This window comes from Shewanella sp. ECSMB14102, from assembly GCF_000813075.1.
GTDB lineage: Bacteria > Pseudomonadota > Gammaproteobacteria > Enterobacterales > Shewanellaceae > Shewanella > Shewanella indica.
Map to the genome: position 1 here is coordinate 20434 of NZ_JWGX01000058.1, position 21352 is coordinate 41785.

General features: G+C 52.3%; 21 protein-coding genes. 6 read left to right on the top strand and 15 right to left on the bottom strand.

Annotated features, from left to right (window positions below):
• Positions 1–35: 35 nt before the first annotated feature.
• Entirely contained in the window at positions 36–398 is a 363-nt protein-coding gene (locus RC73_RS17155; protein ID WP_025011540.1) for an MbcA/ParS/Xre antitoxin family protein, read from the top strand.
• Between the two features lie 36 nt (positions 399–434).
• On the top strand, positions 435–1181 hold the full coding sequence (locus RC73_RS17160) for an RES family NAD+ phosphorylase (RefSeq protein WP_052248263.1): 747 nt from the start codon (positions 435–437) through the stop codon (positions 1179–1181).
• Positions 1182–1195: 14 nt separating this feature from the next.
• On the opposite strand, the gene RC73_RS17165 is transcribed toward RC73_RS17160, so the two are convergent.
• The 4 genes from RC73_RS17165 to RC73_RS17180 form a co-directional block, all read right to left on the bottom strand.
• On the bottom strand, positions 1196–2761 hold the full coding sequence (locus tag RC73_RS17165; RefSeq protein ID WP_039035802.1) for a hypothetical protein: 1566 nt from the start codon (positions 2759–2761) through the stop codon (positions 1196–1198).
• Between the two features lie 98 nt (positions 2762–2859).
• On the bottom strand, positions 2860–3585 hold the full coding sequence (locus tag RC73_RS17170) for an amino acid ABC transporter ATP-binding protein (RefSeq protein ID WP_039035803.1): 726 nt from the start codon (positions 3583–3585) through the stop codon (positions 2860–2862).
• Positions 3578–4255, bottom strand: coding sequence for an amino acid ABC transporter permease (locus RC73_RS17175; RefSeq protein WP_025011537.1), 678 nt, complete (start codon positions 4253–4255; stop codon positions 3578–3580). The genes RC73_RS17170 and RC73_RS17175 overlap by 8 nt, the downstream gene beginning before the upstream one ends.
• 6 nt (positions 4256–4261) lie before the next feature.
• Positions 4262–4987 (bottom strand): basic amino acid ABC transporter substrate-binding protein, encoded by a 726-nt coding sequence (locus RC73_RS17180; RefSeq protein ID WP_039035804.1) that lies wholly within the window; start codon positions 4985–4987, stop codon positions 4262–4264.
• 410 nt (positions 4988–5397) lie between these two features.
• Between RC73_RS17180 and RC73_RS17185 the strand changes: the two genes are divergently transcribed.
• Positions 5398–5964, top strand: coding sequence for a phosphoribosyltransferase (locus tag RC73_RS17185; RefSeq protein WP_039035805.1), 567 nt, complete (start codon positions 5398–5400; stop codon positions 5962–5964).
• Positions 5965–6021: 57 nt separating this feature from the next.
• Here RC73_RS17185 and RC73_RS17190 read toward each other — a convergent pair whose 3' ends face one another.
• The 8 genes from RC73_RS17190 to RC73_RS17225 form a co-directional block, all read right to left on the bottom strand.
• The gene (locus tag RC73_RS17190; protein WP_039035806.1) at positions 6022–7311 is read right to left on the bottom strand and encodes a glycerophosphodiester phosphodiesterase family protein; all 1290 of its coding nucleotides are present in this window, start codon (positions 7309–7311) and stop codon (positions 6022–6024) included.
• 168 nt (positions 7312–7479) lie between these two features.
• Positions 7480–7692, bottom strand: coding sequence for a hypothetical protein (locus tag RC73_RS17195; protein WP_039035807.1), 213 nt, complete (start codon positions 7690–7692; stop codon positions 7480–7482).
• A 134-nt stretch (positions 7693–7826) separates the two neighbouring features.
• A complete protein-coding gene (gene pepN, locus RC73_RS17200; protein WP_152608461.1) occupies positions 7827–10472 on the bottom strand; it encodes an aminopeptidase N in 2646 nt (881 codons plus the stop codon).
• 213 nt (positions 10473–10685) lie between these two features.
• Positions 10686–11279: a penicillin-binding protein activator LpoB gene (gene lpoB / locus RC73_RS17205; protein WP_177192617.1), complete on the bottom strand. Its 594-nt coding sequence runs from the start codon at positions 11277–11279 to the stop codon at positions 10686–10688.
• A gap of 22 nt (positions 11280–11301) precedes the next feature.
• A complete protein-coding gene (locus RC73_RS17210) occupies positions 11302–12657 on the bottom strand; it encodes a COG3014 family protein (RefSeq protein ID WP_039035809.1) in 1356 nt (451 codons plus the stop codon).
• Positions 12654–13142 carry a peptide deformylase gene (gene def, locus RC73_RS17215; RefSeq protein WP_052248265.1) on the bottom strand — a complete coding sequence of 163 codons (489 nt, stop codon included), beginning with the start codon at positions 13140–13142 and terminating at the stop codon, positions 12654–12656. The genes RC73_RS17210 and def overlap by 4 nt, the downstream gene beginning before the upstream one ends.
• Positions 13143–13163: 21 nt before the next feature.
• Positions 13164–13376 carry a SlyX family protein gene (locus tag RC73_RS17220; RefSeq protein WP_025011529.1) on the bottom strand — a complete coding sequence of 71 codons (213 nt, stop codon included), beginning with the start codon at positions 13374–13376 and terminating at the stop codon, positions 13164–13166.
• Positions 13377–13379: 3 nt separating this feature from the next.
• Positions 13380–14354, bottom strand: a complete 975-nt coding sequence (locus tag RC73_RS17225; RefSeq protein ID WP_039035811.1) for a WD40 repeat domain-containing protein — start codon at positions 14352–14354, stop codon at positions 13380–13382.
• Between the two features lie 204 nt (positions 14355–14558).
• Here RC73_RS17225 and fkpA point away from each other — a divergent pair, with 204 nt between their 5' ends.
• Positions 14559–15335 carry an FKBP-type peptidyl-prolyl cis-trans isomerase gene (gene fkpA / locus RC73_RS17230; protein WP_039035812.1) on the top strand — a complete coding sequence of 259 codons (777 nt, stop codon included), beginning with the start codon at positions 14559–14561 and terminating at the stop codon, positions 15333–15335.
• 93 nt (positions 15336–15428) lie between these two features.
• On the opposite strand, the gene zntB is transcribed toward fkpA, so the two are convergent.
• Positions 15429–16397, bottom strand: a complete 969-nt coding sequence (zntB, locus tag RC73_RS17235) for a zinc transporter ZntB (protein ID WP_039035813.1) — start codon at positions 16395–16397, stop codon at positions 15429–15431.
• Between the two features lie 386 nt (positions 16398–16783).
• Here zntB and RC73_RS17240 point away from each other — a divergent pair, with 386 nt between their 5' ends.
• Entirely contained in the window at positions 16784–17158 is a 375-nt protein-coding gene (locus RC73_RS17240; protein WP_039035814.1) for a YacL family protein, read from the top strand.
• Positions 17159–17213: 55 nt separating this feature from the next.
• Here RC73_RS17240 and RC73_RS17245 read toward each other — a convergent pair whose 3' ends face one another.
• The gene (locus tag RC73_RS17245) at positions 17214–17843 is read right to left on the bottom strand and encodes a response regulator (protein WP_025011524.1); all 630 of its coding nucleotides are present in this window, start codon (positions 17841–17843) and stop codon (positions 17214–17216) included.
• The gene (gene narQ / locus RC73_RS17250; protein WP_039035815.1) at positions 17836–19545 is read right to left on the bottom strand and encodes a nitrate/nitrite two-component system sensor histidine kinase NarQ; all 1710 of its coding nucleotides are present in this window, start codon (positions 19543–19545) and stop codon (positions 17836–17838) included. The genes RC73_RS17245 and narQ overlap by 8 nt, the downstream gene beginning before the upstream one ends.
• Positions 19546–19860: 315 nt before the next feature.
• Here narQ and nrfA point away from each other — a divergent pair, with 315 nt between their 5' ends.
• Positions 19861–21264 carry an ammonia-forming nitrite reductase cytochrome c552 subunit gene (nrfA, locus tag RC73_RS17255; protein ID WP_039035816.1) on the top strand — a complete coding sequence of 468 codons (1404 nt, stop codon included), beginning with the start codon at positions 19861–19863 and terminating at the stop codon, positions 21262–21264.
• The last annotated feature ends 88 nt before the right edge of the window (positions 21265–21352 follow it).

The following is a 21352-nucleotide window of genomic DNA, read 5'->3' on the forward strand; positions in this document are numbered from 1 at the left end:
TAATATATGGACAGGTTTATGGCGGAGCAGCAAAGATGAATACCCTAGAGAAAGCCAATGCAGCCGAGGTATTGTTCAAGGCGTTTTCCAATGCTTGCAGCGAGTTACAACTTACCCAGGCCGAGGCCAGCCGTATCATAGGCGTAAATCCCAGCACCTTGAGCCGTAACAGCGGCAAGGGGTTTAAACCCGATTCCAAGCAGGGGGAGTTGCAGTTGCAACTTATCCGTCTATATCGCTCGCTGTATGCCATAGCGGGTGGTGAAAAAGCCTTTATGCGTCACTGGCTCAACAGTCCCAACAAGGCGCTGAATGGAACCCCCAAGACTTTATTGCAAACCGTGGTTGGTCTGGTGAGTGTTAACCAATATCTGGATGCTATGAGAGGCAAGGTCTGACAGCCATAACCGGTGACAGGAGACAAACAACTGAAAATGGATTTTAGTGCGTTAGAGCCGCAGGACTTTTTTCCTCGCCACTACTTTGGCCGCGGTTATCGCCTGGTCGAGTCCCAGGAAGAAGCCGCCACCCTGAGTCTGGTGGATGATTTTGACGAACAGATGCTGCTTGAATCCCTGCTCGATGAGGTTAAACCGCCTTACCGAAGCGGGACTGAGCACTTGCATTATCTGCTCAAGACCCCGTTTCGTTATCCGCCGCTGCGCCATGGTTCGCGCTTTGGCAGTATCACAATGGAAAGCTTCTTTTATGCCAGTGAATCCTGGCAGACCTGTTTGGCCGAAGTCGCCTATTATCGTTTTGTCTTTATGGCCGATATGTTGGAGCCTTATCTGGAGCCGCTGCGCTCTGAGCATATGTTGTACTCTGTGGATATCAATGCCCGCGATTGTGCTGACTTGACGCTATTGCAGGGGCCGGAATTGCAGCAGCAATTGACTCACAAATCGAGCTATGCCTATACCCAGGCTTTGGGGGCCTGGTTGCTGCAACAGCAGGCACAGATGATCCGCTACACGTCGGCCAGAGCTGAAAAGGGCGTCAATTTGGCGCTGCACGATCCTTTGGTGTTGCTATCAACCGAGCCGCAGGAGTGTGAATATTGGCTCTGTCAAAGCTCCGCAGACAAGGTTGCTTTCAGTCGTCGTAATAGCCGCAGCATGCCATTGACCTGGTTTTTAAAAGACTTTTTGCGGGACGGGCAGTTGCCGCGTCCCGCCTGAGAACAGAAATTACTTCAGGATTGGGTGGTGATAAACAGCGGGTTGGAATAGAACCAGAGATCGCCGTAGTTACGCTCATTGATGTCGTTGTACCATTGCTGCACCTGCTCCCCTTCAGCCTGAGGCAGTACCTTTGAACGCAGAGGTGTGCCCTTGTTGGTCAAGCCGTTGACGTTGTAATCCAGGTTAGTACCACGCAGGCGGAAATACTGCTTACCATCGGCGATAAAGCTGAAGCTCATGTTGTAGAAACCATCGCTGTCTTTTTGCCAGTCAGCCTGGGTGAATGACTTAATCACCCGGGTGCTGTCGTTGGTTTCCTTTTGCCAGGCAGCCGTTCCCGGCTTGGCTCGCTCACCGATATCACCGGCAATCAAATCGATATGATGTACTCCAGGATTAATGCCAGCGTAGTGTTCATTGCCGATATCGCTTTCCTTGTTATTTAGCTCAGGGCTGCGGAACCTGATATTGATAGTGACCTTGTCGCCGGCCTTGGCGCTCAAGGTTTGTCCCATAGTGATGGTTTGCTCACCGCTATTCATCTGGAAATCCAGCCCGTCGATGAGATCGCCAAATACCGCAAAGCTGTTCCCCGAGCGTAGCCCTTCAAGCAGTGCCTGGGTACCTTCACCCTCAACCCAGGTGTAATTCTTGGCATATTCGCCGGGATAATAACTGCTGGCGTAGGGTGGCCTGGTCTTGAAGTGAATATCCGAGTTACCCATGTTCCAAATTCTGCGCCCTTCTCCCAGTAGCGCATCCCACCAACCGCCGACTTCGGCAACGACGGGATCGACACCGCCGTAAACACCGCTCGAGCTGTCACCATAGTCACCGCGGTTGCCACTGAACTGGCCGCCAACCATACCTTCCACCAGGAAGAAGACCTCAGGCGCGGCATCATGAAGCTCCCTGACTTCGGCTATGGTGTAGCTGTCGAGATAGCGTCTGGGATGATTGAGCATGCCGTAGCTCTGTTTGGGAAAATGTTGCTGTAGCCAGGCAAGCGCCGCTACGGCATCTGCATGGGTTTGATTCTGACGCTTGACGCCGGCGGCCTCCCAGGCGGCGAGATCTTCGGCTGCGAAATCCTCCGGCTCATTCTTGGCGCTGAAGCTGTACTCGAAGGTTTTAATCGCATCCAGAGTCTGCTGTTCATCGGCCAGGATGACGATATTGAAGTGCTCGTGAGTCGGCATATCCCACTCAAAGCCGGAGTAAACCAACTTGCCCGGGTAGTTGGGCATCAGGCTGGCGAGTCCGGGTTTTTCGTAGCGGGTGAGGGCATCATAGAAGAGAATGCCGCCTAGGTCGTTATCGTCATTGTCCTGGCTGTTGTTGCGCATATGGTTGGTCAGGCTCATATAATCCAGGCCAAAGTCCTCGAAGCCCCACTTGAGAATATCGGCCTGGGTCTCTCTGGCATCCTGGGAAACCGCGGTGTGAACATGAAGATCGCCTTTGAGCCAGCGACCCGTTACCGGCTCCGGAGTTTGAGTGTCGTTATCTGAGTTACAGCCGGCCAGCAGGGCCAGAGACAGCAGTGACAATGCTGCGACTTGATGGGATTGACGCAAGAATAACCTCTCTATATTGGGCGTTTGGGAAAGCACCCAACATAGAGAGAAACGATGGCAGATTTATGGCACTTTTGTACTAAAAAGTTACCTTGTGATCAGCGCAGCACCTTGGCAAGGAAACCTTGAGTTCGGGGATTTTGCGGCGCGTTAAAAATCTGCTCCGGTGTGCCCGCTTCCTGGATCACTCCTTCATCCATGAAGATCACCCTGTCAGACACCTCGCGGGCAAACCCCATTTCGTGAGTGACTATCACCATGGTCATGCCGTCGCGAGCCAGAGATTGCATTACGTCCAGCACATCGCCGACCATTTCCGGATCCAGCGCCGAGGTAGGTTCGTCAAATAGCATCAGCTCCGGAGACATGGTTAGGGCTCTGGCAATGGCCACCCTCTGCTTCTGGCCGCCGGACAGGCTGGATGGATAGGCATCTTTCTTATCTGCCAGACCAACCTTAGCCAGCAATCCCAAAGCCTTGGCTTCGGCCTCGGCCAAACTCATCAATCCCAGCTTGACCGGTGCCAGCGTTAGGTTGGCCAATACCGTCTTGTGGGGAAACAGGTTAAAGTGCTGAAATACCATGCCCACTTTCTGCCTGAGCTTGTCGACACAGGCGCCAGGCGCCGTTATCGATTCACCGGCTATCCGTATTTCGCCTTCAGTCGGTTGCTCCAACAGGTTGATACAACGCAGAAAAGTGCTCTTGCCACTACCACTTGGGCCTATGATGCTGACCACTTCTCCCTTGGCGATATGCTGATCTATGCCTTTGAGTACTTCCAGTTTGCCGTAGGACTTATGCAGGTTGGTTATCTCAATCACTTTGTTTCAGCCTCGCTTCAAACTTACCCAACAGCCAGGTGAAGCTGTAGGTCAATAACAAATAGATAAGGGCACAAGTCAGCAGCGGCACCACATCTTCGAAGGTTCGGCTGCGGATGATTTCACCGGCGCGCATCAGATCCACGCCACCGATAAAGCCGATGACGGCGGTTTCTTTCAAGAGCACGATAAATTCATTGCCGAGCGCCGGCAGAATATTCTTGATTGCCTGCGGTAACACGACTTCACGCATGGTCAGTGAATGGCTCATCCCTAAAGAGCGGGCGGCCTCGGCCTGGCCCTTGTCGACCGCCTGGATACCGGCGCGGATGATCTCACTGATGTAGGCGCCGCTGTTGAGGCCAAAGGCGATGATGGCGGCGGTCACCTTGTCGACATCCATGGCGGCCAACACAATAAAGTAGAGGATCACCAGTTGCACTACTACAGGAGTACCGCGGATCACCCCGACATACAGCTTGGCCGGCCAGCGCAGATACCAGCGCTCGGACATGCCCATCAAGGTGGTGAGCACCCCGAGAATGGCGCCGAGGATCATGGCGAAGAAGGTCACAGTCAAGGTGACCTTGAGGCCGTTTAGGATCAGCAAAATACCGATCATGCCGTCTTCCCCTATGGGGGTAAACAGCGAAGAGATTATTGCATCCATCTAAGACTACTTCTGATATTTTTCAAGGAGTTGTTGGTATTCGCCTGAGCTTTGTAGCCGTACCAGTGTGGCATTGATCTGGCTGAGCAGTTCGGGTTGATTTTTGGCAACTGCAATACCGTAAAATTCGGGTGAGAAGTCGATATCCAACTGTTTGAGAGTGGGGTTCTTGGCCAGATAAGTGGCTGCCGGTTGGCTGTCGAACAGTACCAGGTCTACCTTGTGGTTTTTCAGCTCCATAAAGGCTTCAAAACCCGTATTGAAAGCTACGACTTCGGCCTTGAGTTCCTTGGCCATGATGTCGCCGGTAGAGCCCAACTGCACCGCAATCTTCTTGCCGGCAAGATCAGCCGGAGTGTTGAATACCTGGCTGTCCTGATTGACTATCACCACTTGGGTGGCTTCATAGTATGGCGTAGAGAAGTTGACACTCTTTTGCCGCTCATCCGTGATTGTCATACCAGAGGCGATAAAATCGATTTTGCCTGAGTTCAGCGCCACTATCAGAGAGTCGAACTTGAGGTTTTCTACCTTGAGGGTTTTACCTGCATCGGCGGCAATCGCCTTGGCAATGTCGATATCCAGCCCTTTTACCTCATCACCATTGGCGCCCCCCATGTATTCAAATGGTGGGAAAGCGGCATTGGTGCCGACGACCAGTACATCTTGATCTTTACCGCAGCCGGTCAACAGCAAGGCCGTGATAGTGGCCATAAGCAGGGATTTTTTCATCTTGGAGATACTCTTGAGGAACCGTATGACTGGCACTATAGCCAGTTCCCATATCTCAATCAATAACTAATCATAAAAAATGCTTAAGTATTCATTTGTGATTCGTTTGGTGTTAAAAAAACATTGTTAATTAGTTTGTTATTTATTAATTGAACATGCTTGAATGAATAAAGTAGAGATTGCTCAATTAGGGCTGAGCAACTAGAGAAGATTTTTTGTCGCCTGAGACACAAGAATGTGCATTTGGCACAGCACCGAGGAAAAATTTGTTATAAAATGCGCGCCCAAAATCCTCTGCCTGCCTACAATGGTGGAAGCCCACTCCGGATTTTGGAACAGGCCTCCAATTCAGTACCTGCCAAAGCAGACAGCGAAGCACACAAAATAGAACAAGATGGGGTCGTATACCTATGATAGAAAAACGCTTTATTACCGCTCAGGAATTGCTGGAGGATTCATTTCGTCTGGCTGCACAGGTCTATGACAGTGGTTTTCGGCCGCAGTTTATTGTTGGGATCTGGCGTGGCGGCGCTCCAATAGGGATCGCGGTACAGGAGTTTTTCGACTTCAAAAAGGTGGAAACCGACCATATAGCGGTGCGCACTTCATCCTATTACGGCATAGGTACAGACAAGCAGAGCAAGGAGATCAAGGTTCATGGTCTGCATTACATTGTTGAAAATGCCAATGCCGATGATGGTTTGTTGATTGTTGATGATGTCTTCGATTCCGGGCGCAGCGTTTTTGCTCTCAAGGAAAAGCTCAGTCAATCCATGCGTCTGAATATGCCCAAGGATATCCGTATCGCTTGTCCTTACTACAAGCCACAGAATACTGCGGTGCCACTGAAGCCCGACTACTATATCCACGCCTCGGATGAATGGCTGGTATTCCCCCATGAAGTTTCTGGCCTGAGTGCACAAGAGCTGGCCGAAGGTAAGGGCGATCTCAAAAATATCAAAGAGCTGTTTCTCTGATAAAAAATCCAATACAAAGAGGGTGCCGATGGGCGCCCTCTTTGTTGTCAGCAATGGCTAGATATCCATGCAGTTGGCATAGTAAGTTACGGTCGCCGGCCAATCGGAGAAGACCCCCAGTACTCCTATTTCTTTGGCCAGTACATCCAGTAGTTGATAAACATCGCCATCGTTATTAATGTTGCCGCTGATGCTTTGGTAGTACCAACCACCGCCTTGTGCCAGGGGGCCGGATCGCTCCAGTGACCAAGTGATTATTTTAAGCCCGGCTTCCTTGGCCGCCAGAGCATAGGCCGAGGGAACTATTTTGCCGCTGTCATCCAGAACGACTAATACCCACAAGGGCGGCGCAATGATTTCGACTCCCAGCGCCTTGAGCCTTTGCATATCGGCCTGCCAATGGCCCATATCATTGGGGTTAAAGCTGCTGTCCGAGTCATACCTGCCATCCAGATAGACGGCCTGCCTGGCAAAATCGGTATTATTGGCCAACCAGTACTGCACATCTTCCAGATTAAATGACTGGGGATAGACGTCTTTTGCCGGCACCCCGGCGGCCTGATATTCGTCGATCATCTTCTGAGCATAGTCCTGTTGGCTGAAGCCATCGAAGGGCATGGGCACGCTGGCAGCCTTAAGTTCAGGCGTCATCTTGACCTTGGCTTCTTTAAACAGAGCTATGCTCTCGGCATGGGTCATCAATGTGCCGCAACTGGCGTAAAGATCCGTGCGCCAGGCAGGAGTGCCCTCCATAAATGCTTGCGCCGTGGTGGCCTTGGGATTAAAACCATCCATCTTGCCGCAAAGCTGTTTGAATTCATCCAGGGTGATATCGCTGGTACAGCACTCGGCGCTGGCGTTAATACCATTGGCAGCATCGGCGGGAGAGAAAGGCTGACGGCATTTGGCTGCCAACTCAGGGATGCCGAGGATATTGGTGGTTGTGGCCAGATCGCATTGGGAGTGCCGACAAACCAGCTGTTTATCGGCGGTGAAGGTGACATCACATTCCACTATCCCGGCGCCGGCATCTATAGCCGCCAAATAGGCTTCTTTGGTGTGCTCTGGAAACTGCATGGAGGCGCCGCGGTGGCCTATGCTGAAGTCGGTGCGATAAAAGGGCCCCTTGCTGCATTGTGCCAGTTTATCTTTGAGCGGCCCTTCATCCATGTCATTTACCAGAAACAGGGGACGGGGGCCCAGGTTGGCGCCAACTTTCTCCTGCTGATCCTGAGCCGGAGTTGAAGTATTGGCGTTGTTGTCATTGCTGTTGCAGCCACCGAGCAACAGACCAAGCAGTACAGAGCCAAGTAATGCCGACGTTGTTTGGGAGTGAAAAACCTTCATTAAGCAGATCCTTTTGCTATTTCGCACAGGAGTTTACTCGCCTGACGAGCATGGTATTTCTTAAGCTAAGGATGCTAAATGACAGCCGGATAGTAAAATTATGACAACTAACTTAATTAATACAGTATCTTGTTCCGGATATACTGAAGAGGAACCATTGCGTTAGTCTTAGAGTCGATTGATCTTGTCCTTCAGATCGTAGCTCTTGTCTGTAACTATGGTTTCCAGGTTGGCAATCCGCTGCTTCAGTTCGTCCACTTCCCGTTGCAGTTTTTCTATCTCACGGCTTTGACCGTCTTGCTGCTTACTGTTGTAATCCTTGATGAGTACCATGGCAAAAAAGCCTATGGCTATGACGGCTACCAGACTCATTAATCCCATAATGACTCCTTGGGTGTTAAGCATATTGAATATTTTGGCACATTATTCTCGCACATTACGGCACTATTGTGTGGCTCGGTTGGACCAATAATACGCCAAGGGCCTCATTGAGGCCCTTGAACTTACTTTGCCAATTAAGGCTTAAGGGTTTCTTTTATCAACACGCAGTGCCGCTCCCTTTCTATTGCTTGCTTGAGATTGCGCTGGGTCTGGGCCGATAGCTCTGGGTTGGCCTGCAAGGCTTTTTCGAGCCGCAGCACTGAGGCGTGACTGCATTGACGCGGTAATAATGCCGGCGCGTAACTGCGCATAAATACCGGGTCTTTTTCGGCGTCCAGAGTGGCTAACTGATTCAAGCGCTGCTCTGCGGTGCTGGCCTGCAGTTGCCCTTGGCTGCTGGGATAGAGGTTTTCCATCGCCACCCTCAGCTTGGCAAACGGCAGCGCCGAATGGTTGATTTTTTCCAGCCAGCGGCGTTTACCGGCGGTGTCCGGACGCACTACTTCGGCGGCGATGGCCGCCTTTTGCCCTGAATCGCTGATATCAAGTTTGGCTTCTTGCTGCAGCAGAAGTTTGCTGGTGGGGTAATCGTAACGGTTCAACTGATAGATAAGCTGCCAGCGGGTATCTTGATCCAGCTCTATTCCCTTTATCTTACTGTAGCCCTGCAGCAGTGACAGCAGGTGATCCAGCGAGTCCCCGTCGCGGGCAAAGTCCACATAGGCATCGAACCAGCGCCGCTGCAGATCTTTATTATCCGCGTTTTGCATGGTCAGACGCAGGCTCATCTGCGCCAGCGCTCTGATGGCGCGCTCGGCATAGGCCGAGTGAATCGGAGCCATCGACTCGAGCAAGGCCTTGCTGTAGCGCATATTGCCGAGAATTTGCCCCAGCAGGGTGTAATCGCTCTCTTTGGGAGCATTGATAAGCACGGTTTCCAGATACTTGTTCAAAGGCAACTTACCGCTCTGGACACTGTCCCACAGGCTTTGCCAGAGCATGGCGCGCAGCAGGGGATCTTCTACCCTGGCCAGGTGATTGAAGGCGGTATCGAACGAGCGAGGGTCGAGCTCGACTTTGACATAGCCCCAGTCCTGATAGTTGGGATAAACCAAATCAGGACAGGATGCTCCTGTAAGTTGCGGCACCAAGGTTTTTTCACCTTGGTAGCTAACGGCCAGAGTTTGCAGCAGGTGCATCTCATGGCGGCCATTGCTCAGTAAGGCTAGCTGAACTTTTTGCTCTCTGAGAGTCGGGTAGGCGGGATCGCTTGTTGACTGCAACAGGGCAAATTCACTGATGCGGCCATCTTGGCACTGGAACTCGGCCTTGAGGCTGTTGACACCGGCGCTGTAGAGCCAATCCCGGGTCCACTGGCTCAGATCCCGCTTGGCGGCCTGGCCGAGACTGCTAATGAAGTCTTCCAGTGTGGCGTTTTGCCAGGAGTAGCGTTTAAGGTATTCACTGACGCCACGGCGGAAGGTTTGCTCCCCAAGCAGGTGACGCAGTTGAATCAGAACCGCGGCCCCTTTCTGATAAGTGATGGCATCGATATTATCGAAGGCGTTGGCACTACTGGCCACTGGCACTTCTATGGGGTGGGTGGTAACGCCTGAGTCCTGTTGATAGGCACTCTGTTTGCCCCTGGCGTAAAAACTGCGCCAGGTATTGTCAAACTCAGTGGCCTCGGCGCTCGCCAGCATGCCCATAAAGGAGGCGAAGCTTTCATTGAGCCACAGACCGTTCCACCATTTCATGGTCACCAGATCGCCAAACCACTGGTGCGCCATTTCATGCATGATCACAGACGCCAAGCGCTGGCGCTGATTGGCTGTCATCTCACCACTGCCAAGAAAACGCCCTTCGGCAAAGGTGACGGCAGCAGCATTTTCCATGGCACCATAGAGGAAGTCAGGCACCAGCAGCTGATCGTATTTTTTAAAGGGGTAGTCGATACCGAAATAGTCGTCAAAAAACTTAAGCCCGGCGCCTGTGTATCTGAACCAGTCGGCGGCATTGACCTGGGCCGCCACAGATTGGCGGGCAAACAGGCGCATGGGGTATTTGCCGCTGTTGTCTTGCCAGACGTGGTAAGGGCCGGCATGCATGGAAAAGTTGTAGGGGCTCAACTTGGGCGTTGCCGGAAACTGCCACAGCTGGCTGTTACCCTCCGGGGTCACACTCAATTCTTGGGTGGCGCTGATCACCTGCCAGTCTTTGGGGGCTCTGACGGTTAACTTGTAGCTGGCCTTGAGATCCGGTTGATCGAATACGGCAAACATCTGCTGCGCGGCGGCGGGCTCAAAGTGAGAGTAGAGATAGACCTTGCCATCGACGGGATCCACAAAGCGATGCAGTCCTTCACCATTGGTGGAGTGCTGGCGTGTGAAGCTGACTTCTATCTCATTGTCGCCTTTGAGCAGCAACTTGGCACTGATCTCCAGGTAGGCGCCATTGTATTTGGGATAGAGCCTGTGGCCGTTGATCTTAAGGCTGGTGATCTGCGCCTTGCTCAAGTCCAGTGTCAAGGGCTGTTGGGTATCGCTGAGACTGAAACGTACCAGGGTGCGGTTGGCAAATCGCTCGCTACCATCCAAGGTAAAGTCCAGTTCATAGCTGACATTGCTGACTCTGGCAGAGCGGGCCATCGCCTGTTGCTCGCTGATATAACTGCTGCCATCACGCACACCGGCAGAGGATTGAGTGCTGCTGCAGCCGCTGAGTGTCAGTAGTCCGGCAGCCAACAGGCTGAGACCAAACAACCGGGGAAGAGATTTCACAAACAGATTCCTTGCTTTTTATTGTTTTACCATTGGGTGTCGGTGTTTTCCCTCACAACAGGAATGAAAGGGGAGGAATACACTTAGGATTAATACCCTCTCAGGCTTGGTGCCCGCGGCATAAATTACGCTATTTGCCGCCAAAGAACAAAGGAGAAATGTTACAAAAAAGCCGCTGTGACAGCGGCTTTTGGGAAGGAGCGTTAGACTTGGTTAGAGCCCGAGGAAGGACTTGGACTTCACTTTGCGGATCTCTTTTTCATCGGACCATTCGATTAAGCCGGTTTCCAGATCCATCAGGCGCATAGTCATCTTGTAGTAGACATCACGGGTGCTGCCATTTTGTTTAACTATGCTGGAAAGGTTGCCGTAGAGCATGTATTGAGCGCCTATCTGACGACCGAACTTGATGGCGGTGGATGGGTCAACCATGCCGGCGTTGTTCTGGTAGTCCAGTTGCTTGCGCACTGAATCCACCTTGGTCATATCGATAAAACGGAACTTGCCTGAGCGCAGCAGCTTGTTGCTGATGGAGTCGGTCACTGACTCAGTATCTATATGCTCAGAGGTCTTGTTCTTGATCTTGTCGACAAAGATGATAGGTCTGTCGTTGGCTGTCATGGCCACCACAGGCGGGAAAGTCAGCATGCTGTCGACCATTTTGGCGGCAATGGCTTGCAGATCTGTCGAACCGAAGTTTTCATTCACTGTCTCTACCTCAGTGGCATCACCGTATTCCACTTTGGATTGACAGGCTGCCATGCCCATAGCCATTGCCAGTATCAGTATCAGCTTCAAGTGTTTCATAGTCAGTTCCATTTCAAGGTTATCAAATCAATTTTGTATAAAAACGTGTGACATTGCCAGTGTCTATTGCCCAGACCAGAGTGGTCTTGCCACTCTGAACCTGAATTTCCGTGCCCTGATTATCCAGGGTCAGTTGATAGCTGCCGGCATCGACAAACTGCCTTGCTATCTGTGCTTGGCGCGGTAACGTGAGCCAACTGCGGCGATCGGCCTGCTCTGTAACCACGTTGAATATCTGCATGGCGATCACCCCAAGGTCCGAGCCGTCTTTGCGCTCTGCCTTGCGGGCCATTTCCGACTTGGCATAGACCCTGGCGGCCTGACGCACCAGCAGATAGGGCAGTTCCTCCTTGAGCGCCGTGATGGCTAAGGCATCTATATTGGCTATCGGGGCTGCAGTCATAGGTTTTGACAAGCCACGGATATTGGCACTGTTGACCGGTACTCTGGAGGGCATATAGGTGGGCAGAGAGACAGTTTGCCAATTGCCGTGAATGGTGAAGGGAACCGTTAGGCTCTCTTTGGCGGGCACAAAGCCGCGCTCCAACAGCAAGATGACCTGGCCTTGTCCCTTGGCAGGCGAGGGCGCTTCTCCCCAACGGCGTTTGAACTCATCATACTGAGGCATGGCAAGCTCTTTGGCCAAGCGCACCAGATCCTGCTGCAGATAAGGGTTGTCCGGCATAATCTGCGCCGCCTTGCGATAGTCGATAAAGGCATCGTTGCGCTCACCAAGGATTTCGTGCAGTACCCCTGTGGTGTAGTAACTGTAGGCGTTCAAAAACGAGCTGGTGACATTGCCGGCGGCCTTGCCCAGTTTATCCATTTCGGCGCTGATGGTGCCGTTGGCCATCTGTTGCACCGCACTGCTGGATTTCTCATACCTTTGCTGCTCCAGCGATTGCAGTTCATTGCTGCGACGTACCTCAACCAACGCGCCTTCGGCATCGCCGGCAAACAGATAATTGAGAGCCTGATACTGGTGCAGCATGATGCGCTCATACCCGGGACCGCGATAGGGAATGATATTGTCGTTCAGCAGCAGGCTGCCGCCTTGGGAACCCAGTCCGGATAAACTGAGCTTGGCCTTATCGTCAAAGGCTTGGTAGGCGGCTATGGCGCTTTGGTAATAGTCTTTGCTGGCGGCGAAATTGCCGCTTATCTGGGCGGCGCGCCCCGCTTCCTGGGCATAGAGCAGGCCATCGCGGCCGTTTATGCCATTTGCCAGTTCTTTGGCTGCATTGCCCGGCTTTGATGAGTTGAGCTCGGCGCGAACGCCTGCCAACTGGGATGGATAGTTGACTAATACACTGTTGAAGGCGCAGCCAGTGAGGCTCAATGACAACAGCAGTGGCAGCAGTAACTTGCCTGACTTCAAGAGCCGGCTCCTTGGTTTTGGATCTCCAGTCGTTCTCTCAAGGTGAGCCCTTCCAGATGATCATATTCATGCTGAAAAATGCGCGCGATAAAGCCCTGTAACCATTCCTGCTGCCACTCGCCACTGAGATCCTGATAACGTACCTCTATGCTTTCATGACGCAGAATCTGTACTCTTTCGCCGGGCAGAGACAGGCAACCCTCTTCCCCGGCCAGTATCTTGCTTGAGCGTTTGAGTATCTGTGGGTTGATCACCACCTGGGGCGCCATCAAAGGCGCATCCGGGTATCTGTCGTTGGGATGGGGTGCCATAATAAACAAGCGGATACCTTGGCCTACCTGAGGCGCAGCTATGCCAACGCCCTGTGCCAGTTTCATGGTCTCGAGCATTTTCTCGGTCAGGGCTGCCAAAGGTTCATCGAATCGCTGAACCGGCTGGGCAGTCTGCCCCAGAATACGTTCTCCGTGGGTTGCTATGGCTAACATCCTTATCCCCCTTTATTCGACTCAGTAGTGAGGCGGCGGCGTTTCTTCCGATTGAGACGCTATATTGCTTGGCTCTACCGCCTTGAGTTTACTGATTAACAACTGGATCTGAAACTGCTGTTCAGCTACGACTTTATTGAGTTCGAAAATCTCCTGACTCAATTCTTCCAGTGTGGCTTCCTGAAATGACAGCTTGGTTTCGAGTTCTTCGATCCTGTCCGGGATTGCTTGCATTACTTACCTCTGTGTTGGCGCCGACCAGCGTTCCAGCAAGCTGGCACTACTGATACTTTGAAGTTGGCCGTTGTCGGATTCAGACACTGAGTATACTACGGCGCTTTGGGGCAAAGGCTTTTTTGGCAGTGAAACTTGCCAGTCGGCGACTCTTTTCCCCGAATCGACCTGCCACAGACTCAATTCTCTGGCTGGTGTGCCGGTTAACAAGGCCTGCTCCTGTTGGATAAAGCGCGCCGCCGAAAAGTTCATTTGCCGCCGTACTATCGCCAGCGAGCTGACCAGTTTCCCTGAGTCATTGTGCCAAATGTCGGCATTGCCGGTACTGTCGGACACTAAGCTGAGGTTACCGCTGCGGCTGAGGGCAACCTTCAGTACCCTGGAGTCCATCTGCCAGCGCCTCAGTACCTGAGCATCCTGGGTGCGCCATAGCAGGGCGGTGGCATCGTTGGCGCCGGTCAATGCCAGGCGGCCATCGGCAGAGAGGGCAACGCTGTTAACCTTTTCGCTGTGGCCAAGAAATTTCACCAGCACACCTGTGGTCGGGGTCAGCGACATTACCGCGCCATCGGCCAACCCCACCAGCAACTGGCCGTTGTCGGCCACGGCCACAGCCTGGGCTACTGCCGGCAGTGACCACCAACCCGCCGCCCGGCCGTCGGCGATTTTCCACAGTGCAACTGAATCGCGGCTTAACGTCACCGCATATTCTCCATTTACCGAAATATCAGTGGCGATCACATCGTTGGCTGCACTGCCTTGAGCCCACTGATACTTGACAGCGCCTTGTTTGAGATCCCAAAGCCTGATCCCCTCTTTGCTGCTTATCAAAGCGTAGCGGCCATCGGCAGAGAGGCTGGCGCTGTAGCTGGGATCGGCCGCCAAGGATTGGCTGCTATCCGGGCCTGGATGGCAGGCACCAAGGCCCAGCAGAGTAAAACTGAGCGTGCAAATAAGTAGCAATCTGTTTATTGCCATGAACTTATACCGCCTCGACTTGTCATTTTGAGTAAGGGTAAAACGCTGTCACTTCCATACAAGGGGCTCGGCTTGTTGACCGCTTTCCCTTGTTAACCAGTATGGATAATCTGCTTTGTATCTCAAAGTTAACTGGTATAAAGTGAGTCGTCTTACATATTTTGGGTTAATTGTAACCATTTGAAGATCCTGAGGATGCCTTTAATGAAACCGATTTACAAAATTTCACTGGTCGCGCTGGCTCTATTCGGCCTTTCCGCTTGTAACCAAGAACAAAAAACAGCGAGTGCCGACAAGGTGGAACTGAGCTCTGTCGAGCAGAAAGAAGCCTATAGCGTGGGCGCCTCTATCGGCCGCTATATGGCCGGTCATATCAAAGAACAGGAAGAGCTGGGTTTCTCAGTCGATCGTGCTTTGATTGTGACAGGTTTTCAACAGGGTCTGAAAGACGAGCTGCAACTGACAGAAGATGAGATGCAGAAAGTGCTTGAAGGTTTGGATCAAAAGCTGAATGAAAAACGTATGGCCAAGGTTCAGGAAATGGCGGCCAAGTCGATGCAGGAAAGCAAAGCCTATCTGGAACAGAACAAGGCCAAAGAAGGTGTGATCACCACTGAATCCGGTCTGCAATATGAAGTATTGACTCCAGGCGAGGGTGAGAAGCCGGCCGCCGAAGACGTAGTGACAGTTCACTACCGTGGTACTCTGATCGACGGCACTGAGTTTGACAGCTCCTACTCCCGCGGTGAACCGGCAGAATTTGCCCTGAACCGGGTGATCCCGGGCTGGACCGAAGGTGTACAGTTGATGCCGGTCGGCGCCAAGTATCGTTTCGTAATCCCATCAGAGCTGGCCTATGGCGAGCGTGACATGGGCACTATTCCAGCCAACTCAACACTCATCTTTGAAGTCGAGTTGCTCAAGGTCAAGAAGGCCGATGCCCCTGTAGAACCGACCGAAGCCGAGGCTTCTGCCAAGTAATCCCTTCTTTTATACGAAAAGTGGATACCCGATATTGAAAAGGACGCCGCCGGCGTCCTTTCTTCTTTACGACCACTGCTTGCGTCATTGATTCTAAAGCCACTTATAGCGATAGAACAGCCACAACTGTCCTCCCACCAATATCAGCAGAAATAGGCAAAAGGCTCCGAAGGCCCAGCCGACATCGGCGCCCGGGATCCCGGCGATATTGACCCCGAGCAGACCTGTGAGAAACCCCAGTGGCAGGAAGACGGCGCTGATCAGCGACAGGAAATAGAGGCGGCGATTGACGGCCTCGGCCTGACGGTTTTGCAACTCCTCCTGGGTGACGCTGGCTCTGTCTCTTATTGCGTCCAGATCTTCGATGCTGCGAATGAGTTGATCGTTGATTTCGTTGAATTTAAGCCGCTGCTGTTCATCAAATATCTTGGCCGAGTCTGCCAGCAGGCGGCTAAAGGCTTCCCGCTGCGGCGCCAGGTAGCGCCGGACCACCACTATCTGGCGCCTGAGCTCGGCGATGTCGCTGCGCAGATCCTTGTCGTTACCGGCCATGACCTTGTCTTCCAGGTCGTCGACGGTTTCCTCCAGCCGGTCGATAAACTCCGTCTTCCGCTGGGTGAGCCGCTGCGTCAACGTCAACAAGTATTCTCCTGTGTTGCCGGGGCCAGCGCCTTGGCCGACGCTTTGGATGATGTCATTGACCGATAATAGCTCGCGACTGCTGGTGCTGATTATTCTGTGATTGTCCAGGTAGAGGCGTATCGACACCATGTCTTCCGGGTCAGCCCCGGGGTTGTGATTGACCCCCCGGAGTGCCAGCAGTAGCCCGTGGCCGGATTGTACCACCCTGGGGCGAGTGTCCTGTGCCAACAGGGCAGCCACTTCCAGCGCTTCCAGGCCGCTGTGTTGTTGCAACCACTGACGGTTGGATTTCTTCTTATAGTCCAGATGTAGCCAGAGTATGCCCTGCTCCGGTTGCCAGTCGCTGACCTGTTGCAGCGTCAATTCCTTGCTTGCCATCTCTCCACTGAGCAGCAAGGCACAAAACTGTTTTTCGGCCATAGATTCACTCTCATAGATTTGCTTTAGTTCAAGCTAACCTAGTTATACCATTGGGCATAGGAATTTACTCATTCAGTGGCAATGAAAAGCTCGGCAGGCAAGTAAGGTCATGGGGGGGATCGGGATAAAGCGACATTGGCTTGCGCCGCATGCGCGCTTTTTCGACTCGCGCTTTGGGAATTTGTCAGCCATTCGATGATTACACCAACTTGTCTCGCTGTAGCATCACTATGCCATTGCCAATCTTCAATGGCTTAAATGGCTCAGAGCAGAGCTAACTGAGGAATACGGCTATAGAAAGTAAAGCATGGGCATAACTATGGGCAATCCCCGGGGCTCTGGGTTAAAATTAGTATAGGTTTGGTTACAGCAAAAGAAGTGGCACCATGGAATACGAATTTCGGCGCAATTCACTGACGGGAACCGCAATGGCCCGCTTCAGTATGGAGCATCATGTACTGGGGCAATGGTTCTCTGAAGAGTTGGCGGATGACGTCGAGATCTGCACTCGGGTCAAACAGGCATTGGCAGACTTACAGTCAGGACGCATTCGCGAATGGCAGTTGATTGGCCGGGATCTGACGCTGCAACTGGATCAGGAGCAGGTGCGTGTTTACGCCAATGTGCTCGAATTCGGCGAGAGTCAGGAGTTGGATGAGTCCCTCTCCCTCTATGATGCCGAGTCAGAAGCCTGGTGCGGCCTGGAAGACTTTCAGGATGTGCTTGAAAGTTGGTGTGACTTTCTGCACCAGAGTCGCTGATTAAGCGGCGTTGGCAACTATGAGAAGGGACGCGGGAGCGTCCCTTTTTTGTGGCTTAACGGTTGAGGTAACGCACAGCCATCTCGGTGCGGGACTTGGCATTGGCCTTGCGAAGCAGGTTTTTGACATGCACCTTGACCGTGCCTTCGCTGATATGTAGTTCTTCGGAGATTACCCTGTTGCTCTGGCCTTCAGCCAGATGCTGCAGTATCTGCAATTCTCTCGGTGTCAGGCTGTCGAGCCAGGCTTCCTCGTCGGCGGCATTTTTCAATTCAAACAGATAGTCTTCCACTTCGGCGCTGATCACTCGGTGGCCGGACATGGCTTCTTTTAGTTGCCCGAGCAGCAGATCGGGTTCAGTATCCTTGAGCAGGTAACCATCGGCGCCGGCTCGCAGTAAACGGATAACATCCTGTTTGGCATCGGAAACCGTCAGGATAACGATTCTGGAGGTCACTCCCTCCTGACGCAGGGCGTTCAGGGTATCTAGGCCTGTCATACCTTTCATATTCAGATCCAGCAGGATAATGTCCGGCTCGTTTTCGGCGGTAGCCGCCAGGGCGTCGAGCCCGGTACCGGCTTCACCGAAGAGACTAAAGTCAGGATCGGATGCCAGTAACTGACAGATACCGCGACGCAGTAAGGGATGGTCATCGACTACCAGAACTGAATAAGGTTTACCCATGATGTGGCTCCTGCTGAGGTGGGAAAGTCAGGACAACACTGGTGCCTCCCGACGCATTGCTGGAAAATTCAACCATACCCGAGAGACGGCTGGCTCGTTCGTGCATTATCCCTATGCCGAAATGTTGATCCCTTTCCTTGATATGCGCCAGGCCTATGCCGTTGTCTTCGACACTGATAACCACCATGTTATCAGAGTTCTTTTCGCAGCTGATACAAATACGACTCGCATTTGCATGTTTAATGGCATTGAGGGTGGCTTCTCGGGTGAGCTGCAGAATGTGAATGTGTTGGTGCGCCGCCAGTAACTGTGGCGGCAGGCGATAGCTGAGTTCCAGCTCTGTATCTGTTTGGCCGCGCAGTTGCTCCAGCATGGCTTCGAGGGCGTTGCGCAGATTGGGTTCTTTAACGGTCAGGCGGAAGGTCGACAGCAGTTCTCTGAGTTGGGCGTAGGCTGTGGTCACCCCCTCATTGAGTTCTTCGAGCTGTTGGGTCACTGCCGGGCTTTTGCAGCTCTGGTCGAGGCCTTTTCGCAACAAGCTTATTTGGATTTTCAGGAACGACAAGAGTTGCCCAAGAGAATCGTGCAGCTCTCTGGCGATAACTGCCCGCTCTTCCAGCAGAGCCAGCTGTTGGCGCTGCTCGGAGGCGTTGTGAATCACTATCGAGCGAGCCAGCATGATGGCGAAGTTTTCAAACAGGGGCACATTGATATCGTGCTTGCCTATCACTTCCAGAAAGCCGAGTTCCTGCTGTTCAAATTTGAGCGGAAACTGCATGGTCTGTCCGGATTGCGGCCAGATATCCTCGTCGGTAGCTATCACCTCCATGGCATCTTCATCCTGCTGAATAATCAGCCGCAGATGTTGCAGGTGCTCATACTCCTTGAGTTGCAGCAGCGACTGCCGCATCACCTCGAAATTGAGTTTGCCCGAGTGCAGCAACACCAGATTGTCATAAAGAAACTTGAGCTCACGGTTGGCACGGGTCAACGCCAGGGTCTTCTCCTTTACCTGAGTTTCCAGGTTGCCGTAGAGAGTTGCCAGCTCCTGAGCCGTACTGTCGAGGGCATCGGAAAGAGCGCTGAGCTCAATATATTCCGTCTTCGGCATTTCGACGGCAAAGTTACCTTTGGATATAGTGTTGGCCGATTCCATCATCTGTTGCAGCGGCACCACCACCTTGCGTTTGGTAAAGCGCACGGCGATAAAGGCAATCAGCAGCATCAAACCCAGACCTACTATCTGGCTGATGGCCAGCAATCTTAGTTTGAAGGCGGCATGGTGCTCCATCTCCAATACCAGCAAATCTATGGTATCGACAAAGTCTTTCAGCGAGGAGGCATAGTTGCGTGAGTCTTCCTGCTCTATGTAGTACTTCATGACCTTCCACTTGCTGATCACCAGTTGGTACTGCTGCCCGAGCCTGGCAGGTGATGACCAGTCCATCGAGCGCACCAAGGCATCTGAGTAGAGGGTATTTTCAAATTCGCGAATTTTTTGCAGCGCTTCTTCACTGCCGGAGTTGGCATAAAACATCAGCCGGTAGCTCTGCATCCGCAATGAACCGGAAGCGTTGATCGCCCTGGCATCCCCCAGGCTGTAAGACAGATTGATAATGGCAAAAGTGGCCAAACCGCTTGAAAGCAGGATAAGGGTCAGCATTAAGCCTAAAATGGTAGAGGTCAAACTGCCTCGTTTCATGAAATATTCACTCACTTTTGCTAAGGTTTCCTCAGTCCCTGCAGTGTTGCTCTCGATGACCGGAAAGGAAACGCGCCGATAAGATTGTCGAGAATAAAAAAGGACTTGGGTCTCAGAGTTCTACATTAGCCAGCACTTGAATACATTAACAAGAGTACAAAAATGTGAACAACATCGCCTTCACATTTTGATCTGGCGCAAACTTCGCCCCGGATACCCCCTAAGAGGTATATTTTTGGTGTATTCAAGCGGCTACTTTTGACCTTGGAGATGTCGTGGTTATTGCAAATAACGATAAAGTAACACGGAGATGAGATGGTGAAAAAATTAAACCAAAAATCCTTTGCACTCAGTGCATTGGTCGCCGCAAGCCTAATGGCTGCCGGTGCGTTTGCGAGTGACAAGACCGAGCCTCGCAACGAAGTCTACAAAGACAAGTACAAAAATCAATATGCCAGTTGGCATGACACTGCAAAGAGTTCTGAAATTGTTGATGTATTGGCAGAAGATCCCAACCTGGTCATCATGTGGGCCGGTTATGGTTTCGCCAAGGACTACAATGCCCCTCGTGGCCACATTTATGCCGTGACAGATGTGCGCAATACCCTGCGTACCGGTGCGCCAAAGAGTGCCGAAGATGGCCCAATGCCAATGGCTTGCTGGAGCTGTAAGAGCCCGGATGTACCTCGCCTGATTGAAGAGCAGGGTGAAGATGGTTACTTCACCGGCAAGTGGGCCAAAGGTGGCCCTGAAGTGGTTAACGCCATAGGTTGTGGTGACTGTCACGAGAAAGGCTCGCCTAAGCTGCGCTTGGGCCGTCCTTTTGCCGAGCGCGCCATGGATACCCTGGGTACACCATTTGATAAGGCCTCCCGTAAAGACAAGCAATCCATGGTTTGTGGTCAGTGTCACGTAGAATACTACTTTGAGAAAGTGGAAGGCCGTAAGGGCTTTGTTAAGTTCCCATGGGATCAAGGTACTACAGTGGAATCCATGGAAGCCTACTACGATGCCATTGAGTTTGCCGACTGGACTCACGCCTTGTCCAAGACACCTATGTTGAAGGCACAGCACCCAGGCTATGAAACTTGGCAGTTGGGGGTACACGGTAAGAACAACGTGACTTGTGTTGACTGTCACATGCCGAAAGTAACCAACGACAAGGGGCGTAAGTTCACCGATCACAAAGTGGGTAATCCTTTCGACCGCTTCGAAGAAACCTGTGCTCAGTGTCACACTCAGAGCAAAGAGTTTATGGAGAATCTGACTGCCGAGCGTAAAGCCAAGGTTAATGAGCTGAAGTTGAAGGCTGAAGATCAAATCGTCAAGGCGCACTTCGAAGCTGCTGCCGCCTGGAAAGCCGGTGCGACTGAAGTCGAAATGAAGCCAATCCTGACTGATATCCGTCATGCTCAATGGCGCTGGGATTATGCTATCGCCTCTCACGGTGTCGCGGCTCACGCTCCTGATGAAGCGCTGCGGGTACTGGGTACTGCGGTTGACAAGGCTGCCAACGCCCGGGTGAAACTGGCGCAGTTGCTGGCCAAGAAAGGTATCGTTGATCCTGTCGCTCTGCCTGATATCTCCACCAAGGCCAAGGCTCAGGCCGCTCTGGGTATGGACATGAAGAAGATGGTTTCCGACAAGGAAGACTTCAAGAAAAATGTTCTGCCCAAGTGGGATGCTGAAGCCAAGAAGCGTGAAGCGACCTACAAGTAACAGTCGTTAACACTCGTAAATGAAAAATCCCCGCACCGCGGGTAATGCCGATCAGTTAAGACAGATCGCTTGACGATCTCACTGAAAG

Excerpts from the sequence above, each read along its gene's own strand:
- RC73_RS17155 (WP_025011540.1), top strand. The coding sequence starts at position 36 with ATGAATACCCTAGAGAAAGCCAATGCAGCCGAGGTATTGTTCAAGGCG.
- RC73_RS17160 (WP_052248263.1), top strand. The coding sequence starts at position 435 with ATGGATTTTAGTGCGTTAGAGCCGCAGGACTTTTTTCCTCGCCACTAC.
- RC73_RS17175 (WP_025011537.1), bottom strand. The coding sequence starts at position 4,255 with ATGGATGCAATAATCTCTTCGCTGTTTACCCCCATAGGGGAAGACGGC.
- RC73_RS17180 (WP_039035804.1), bottom strand. The coding sequence starts at position 4,987 with ATGAAAAAATCCCTGCTTATGGCCACTATCACGGCCTTGCTGTTGACC.
- RC73_RS17185 (WP_039035805.1), top strand. The coding sequence starts at position 5,398 with ATGATAGAAAAACGCTTTATTACCGCTCAGGAATTGCTGGAGGATTCA.
- RC73_RS17190 (WP_039035806.1), bottom strand. The coding sequence starts at position 7,311 with ATGAAGGTTTTTCACTCCCAAACAACGTCGGCATTACTTGGCTCTGTA.
- RC73_RS17195 (WP_039035807.1), bottom strand. The coding sequence starts at position 7,692 with ATGGGATTAATGAGTCTGGTAGCCGTCATAGCCATAGGCTTTTTTGCC.
- lpoB (WP_177192617.1), bottom strand. The coding sequence starts at position 11,279 with ATGAAACACTTGAAGCTGATACTGATACTGGCAATGGCTATGGGCATG.
- def (WP_052248265.1), bottom strand. The coding sequence starts at position 13,142 with ATGTTAGCCATAGCAACCCACGGAGAACGTATTCTGGGGCAGACTGCC.
- RC73_RS17220 (WP_025011529.1), bottom strand. The coding sequence starts at position 13,376 with ATGCAAGCAATCCCGGACAGGATCGAAGAACTCGAAACCAAGCTGTCA.
- RC73_RS17225 (WP_039035811.1), bottom strand. The coding sequence starts at position 14,354 with ATGGCAATAAACAGATTGCTACTTATTTGCACGCTCAGTTTTACTCTG.
- fkpA (WP_039035812.1), top strand. The coding sequence starts at position 14,559 with ATGAAACCGATTTACAAAATTTCACTGGTCGCGCTGGCTCTATTCGGC.
- zntB (WP_039035813.1), bottom strand. The coding sequence starts at position 16,397 with ATGGCCGAAAAACAGTTTTGTGCCTTGCTGCTCAGTGGAGAGATGGCA.
- RC73_RS17240 (WP_039035814.1), top strand. The coding sequence starts at position 16,784 with ATGGAATACGAATTTCGGCGCAATTCACTGACGGGAACCGCAATGGCC.
- RC73_RS17245 (WP_025011524.1), bottom strand. The coding sequence starts at position 17,843 with ATGGGTAAACCTTATTCAGTTCTGGTAGTCGATGACCATCCCTTACTG.
- narQ (WP_039035815.1), bottom strand. The coding sequence starts at position 19,545 with ATGAAACGAGGCAGTTTGACCTCTACCATTTTAGGCTTAATGCTGACC.
- nrfA (WP_039035816.1), top strand. The coding sequence starts at position 19,861 with ATGGTGAAAAAATTAAACCAAAAATCCTTTGCACTCAGTGCATTGGTC.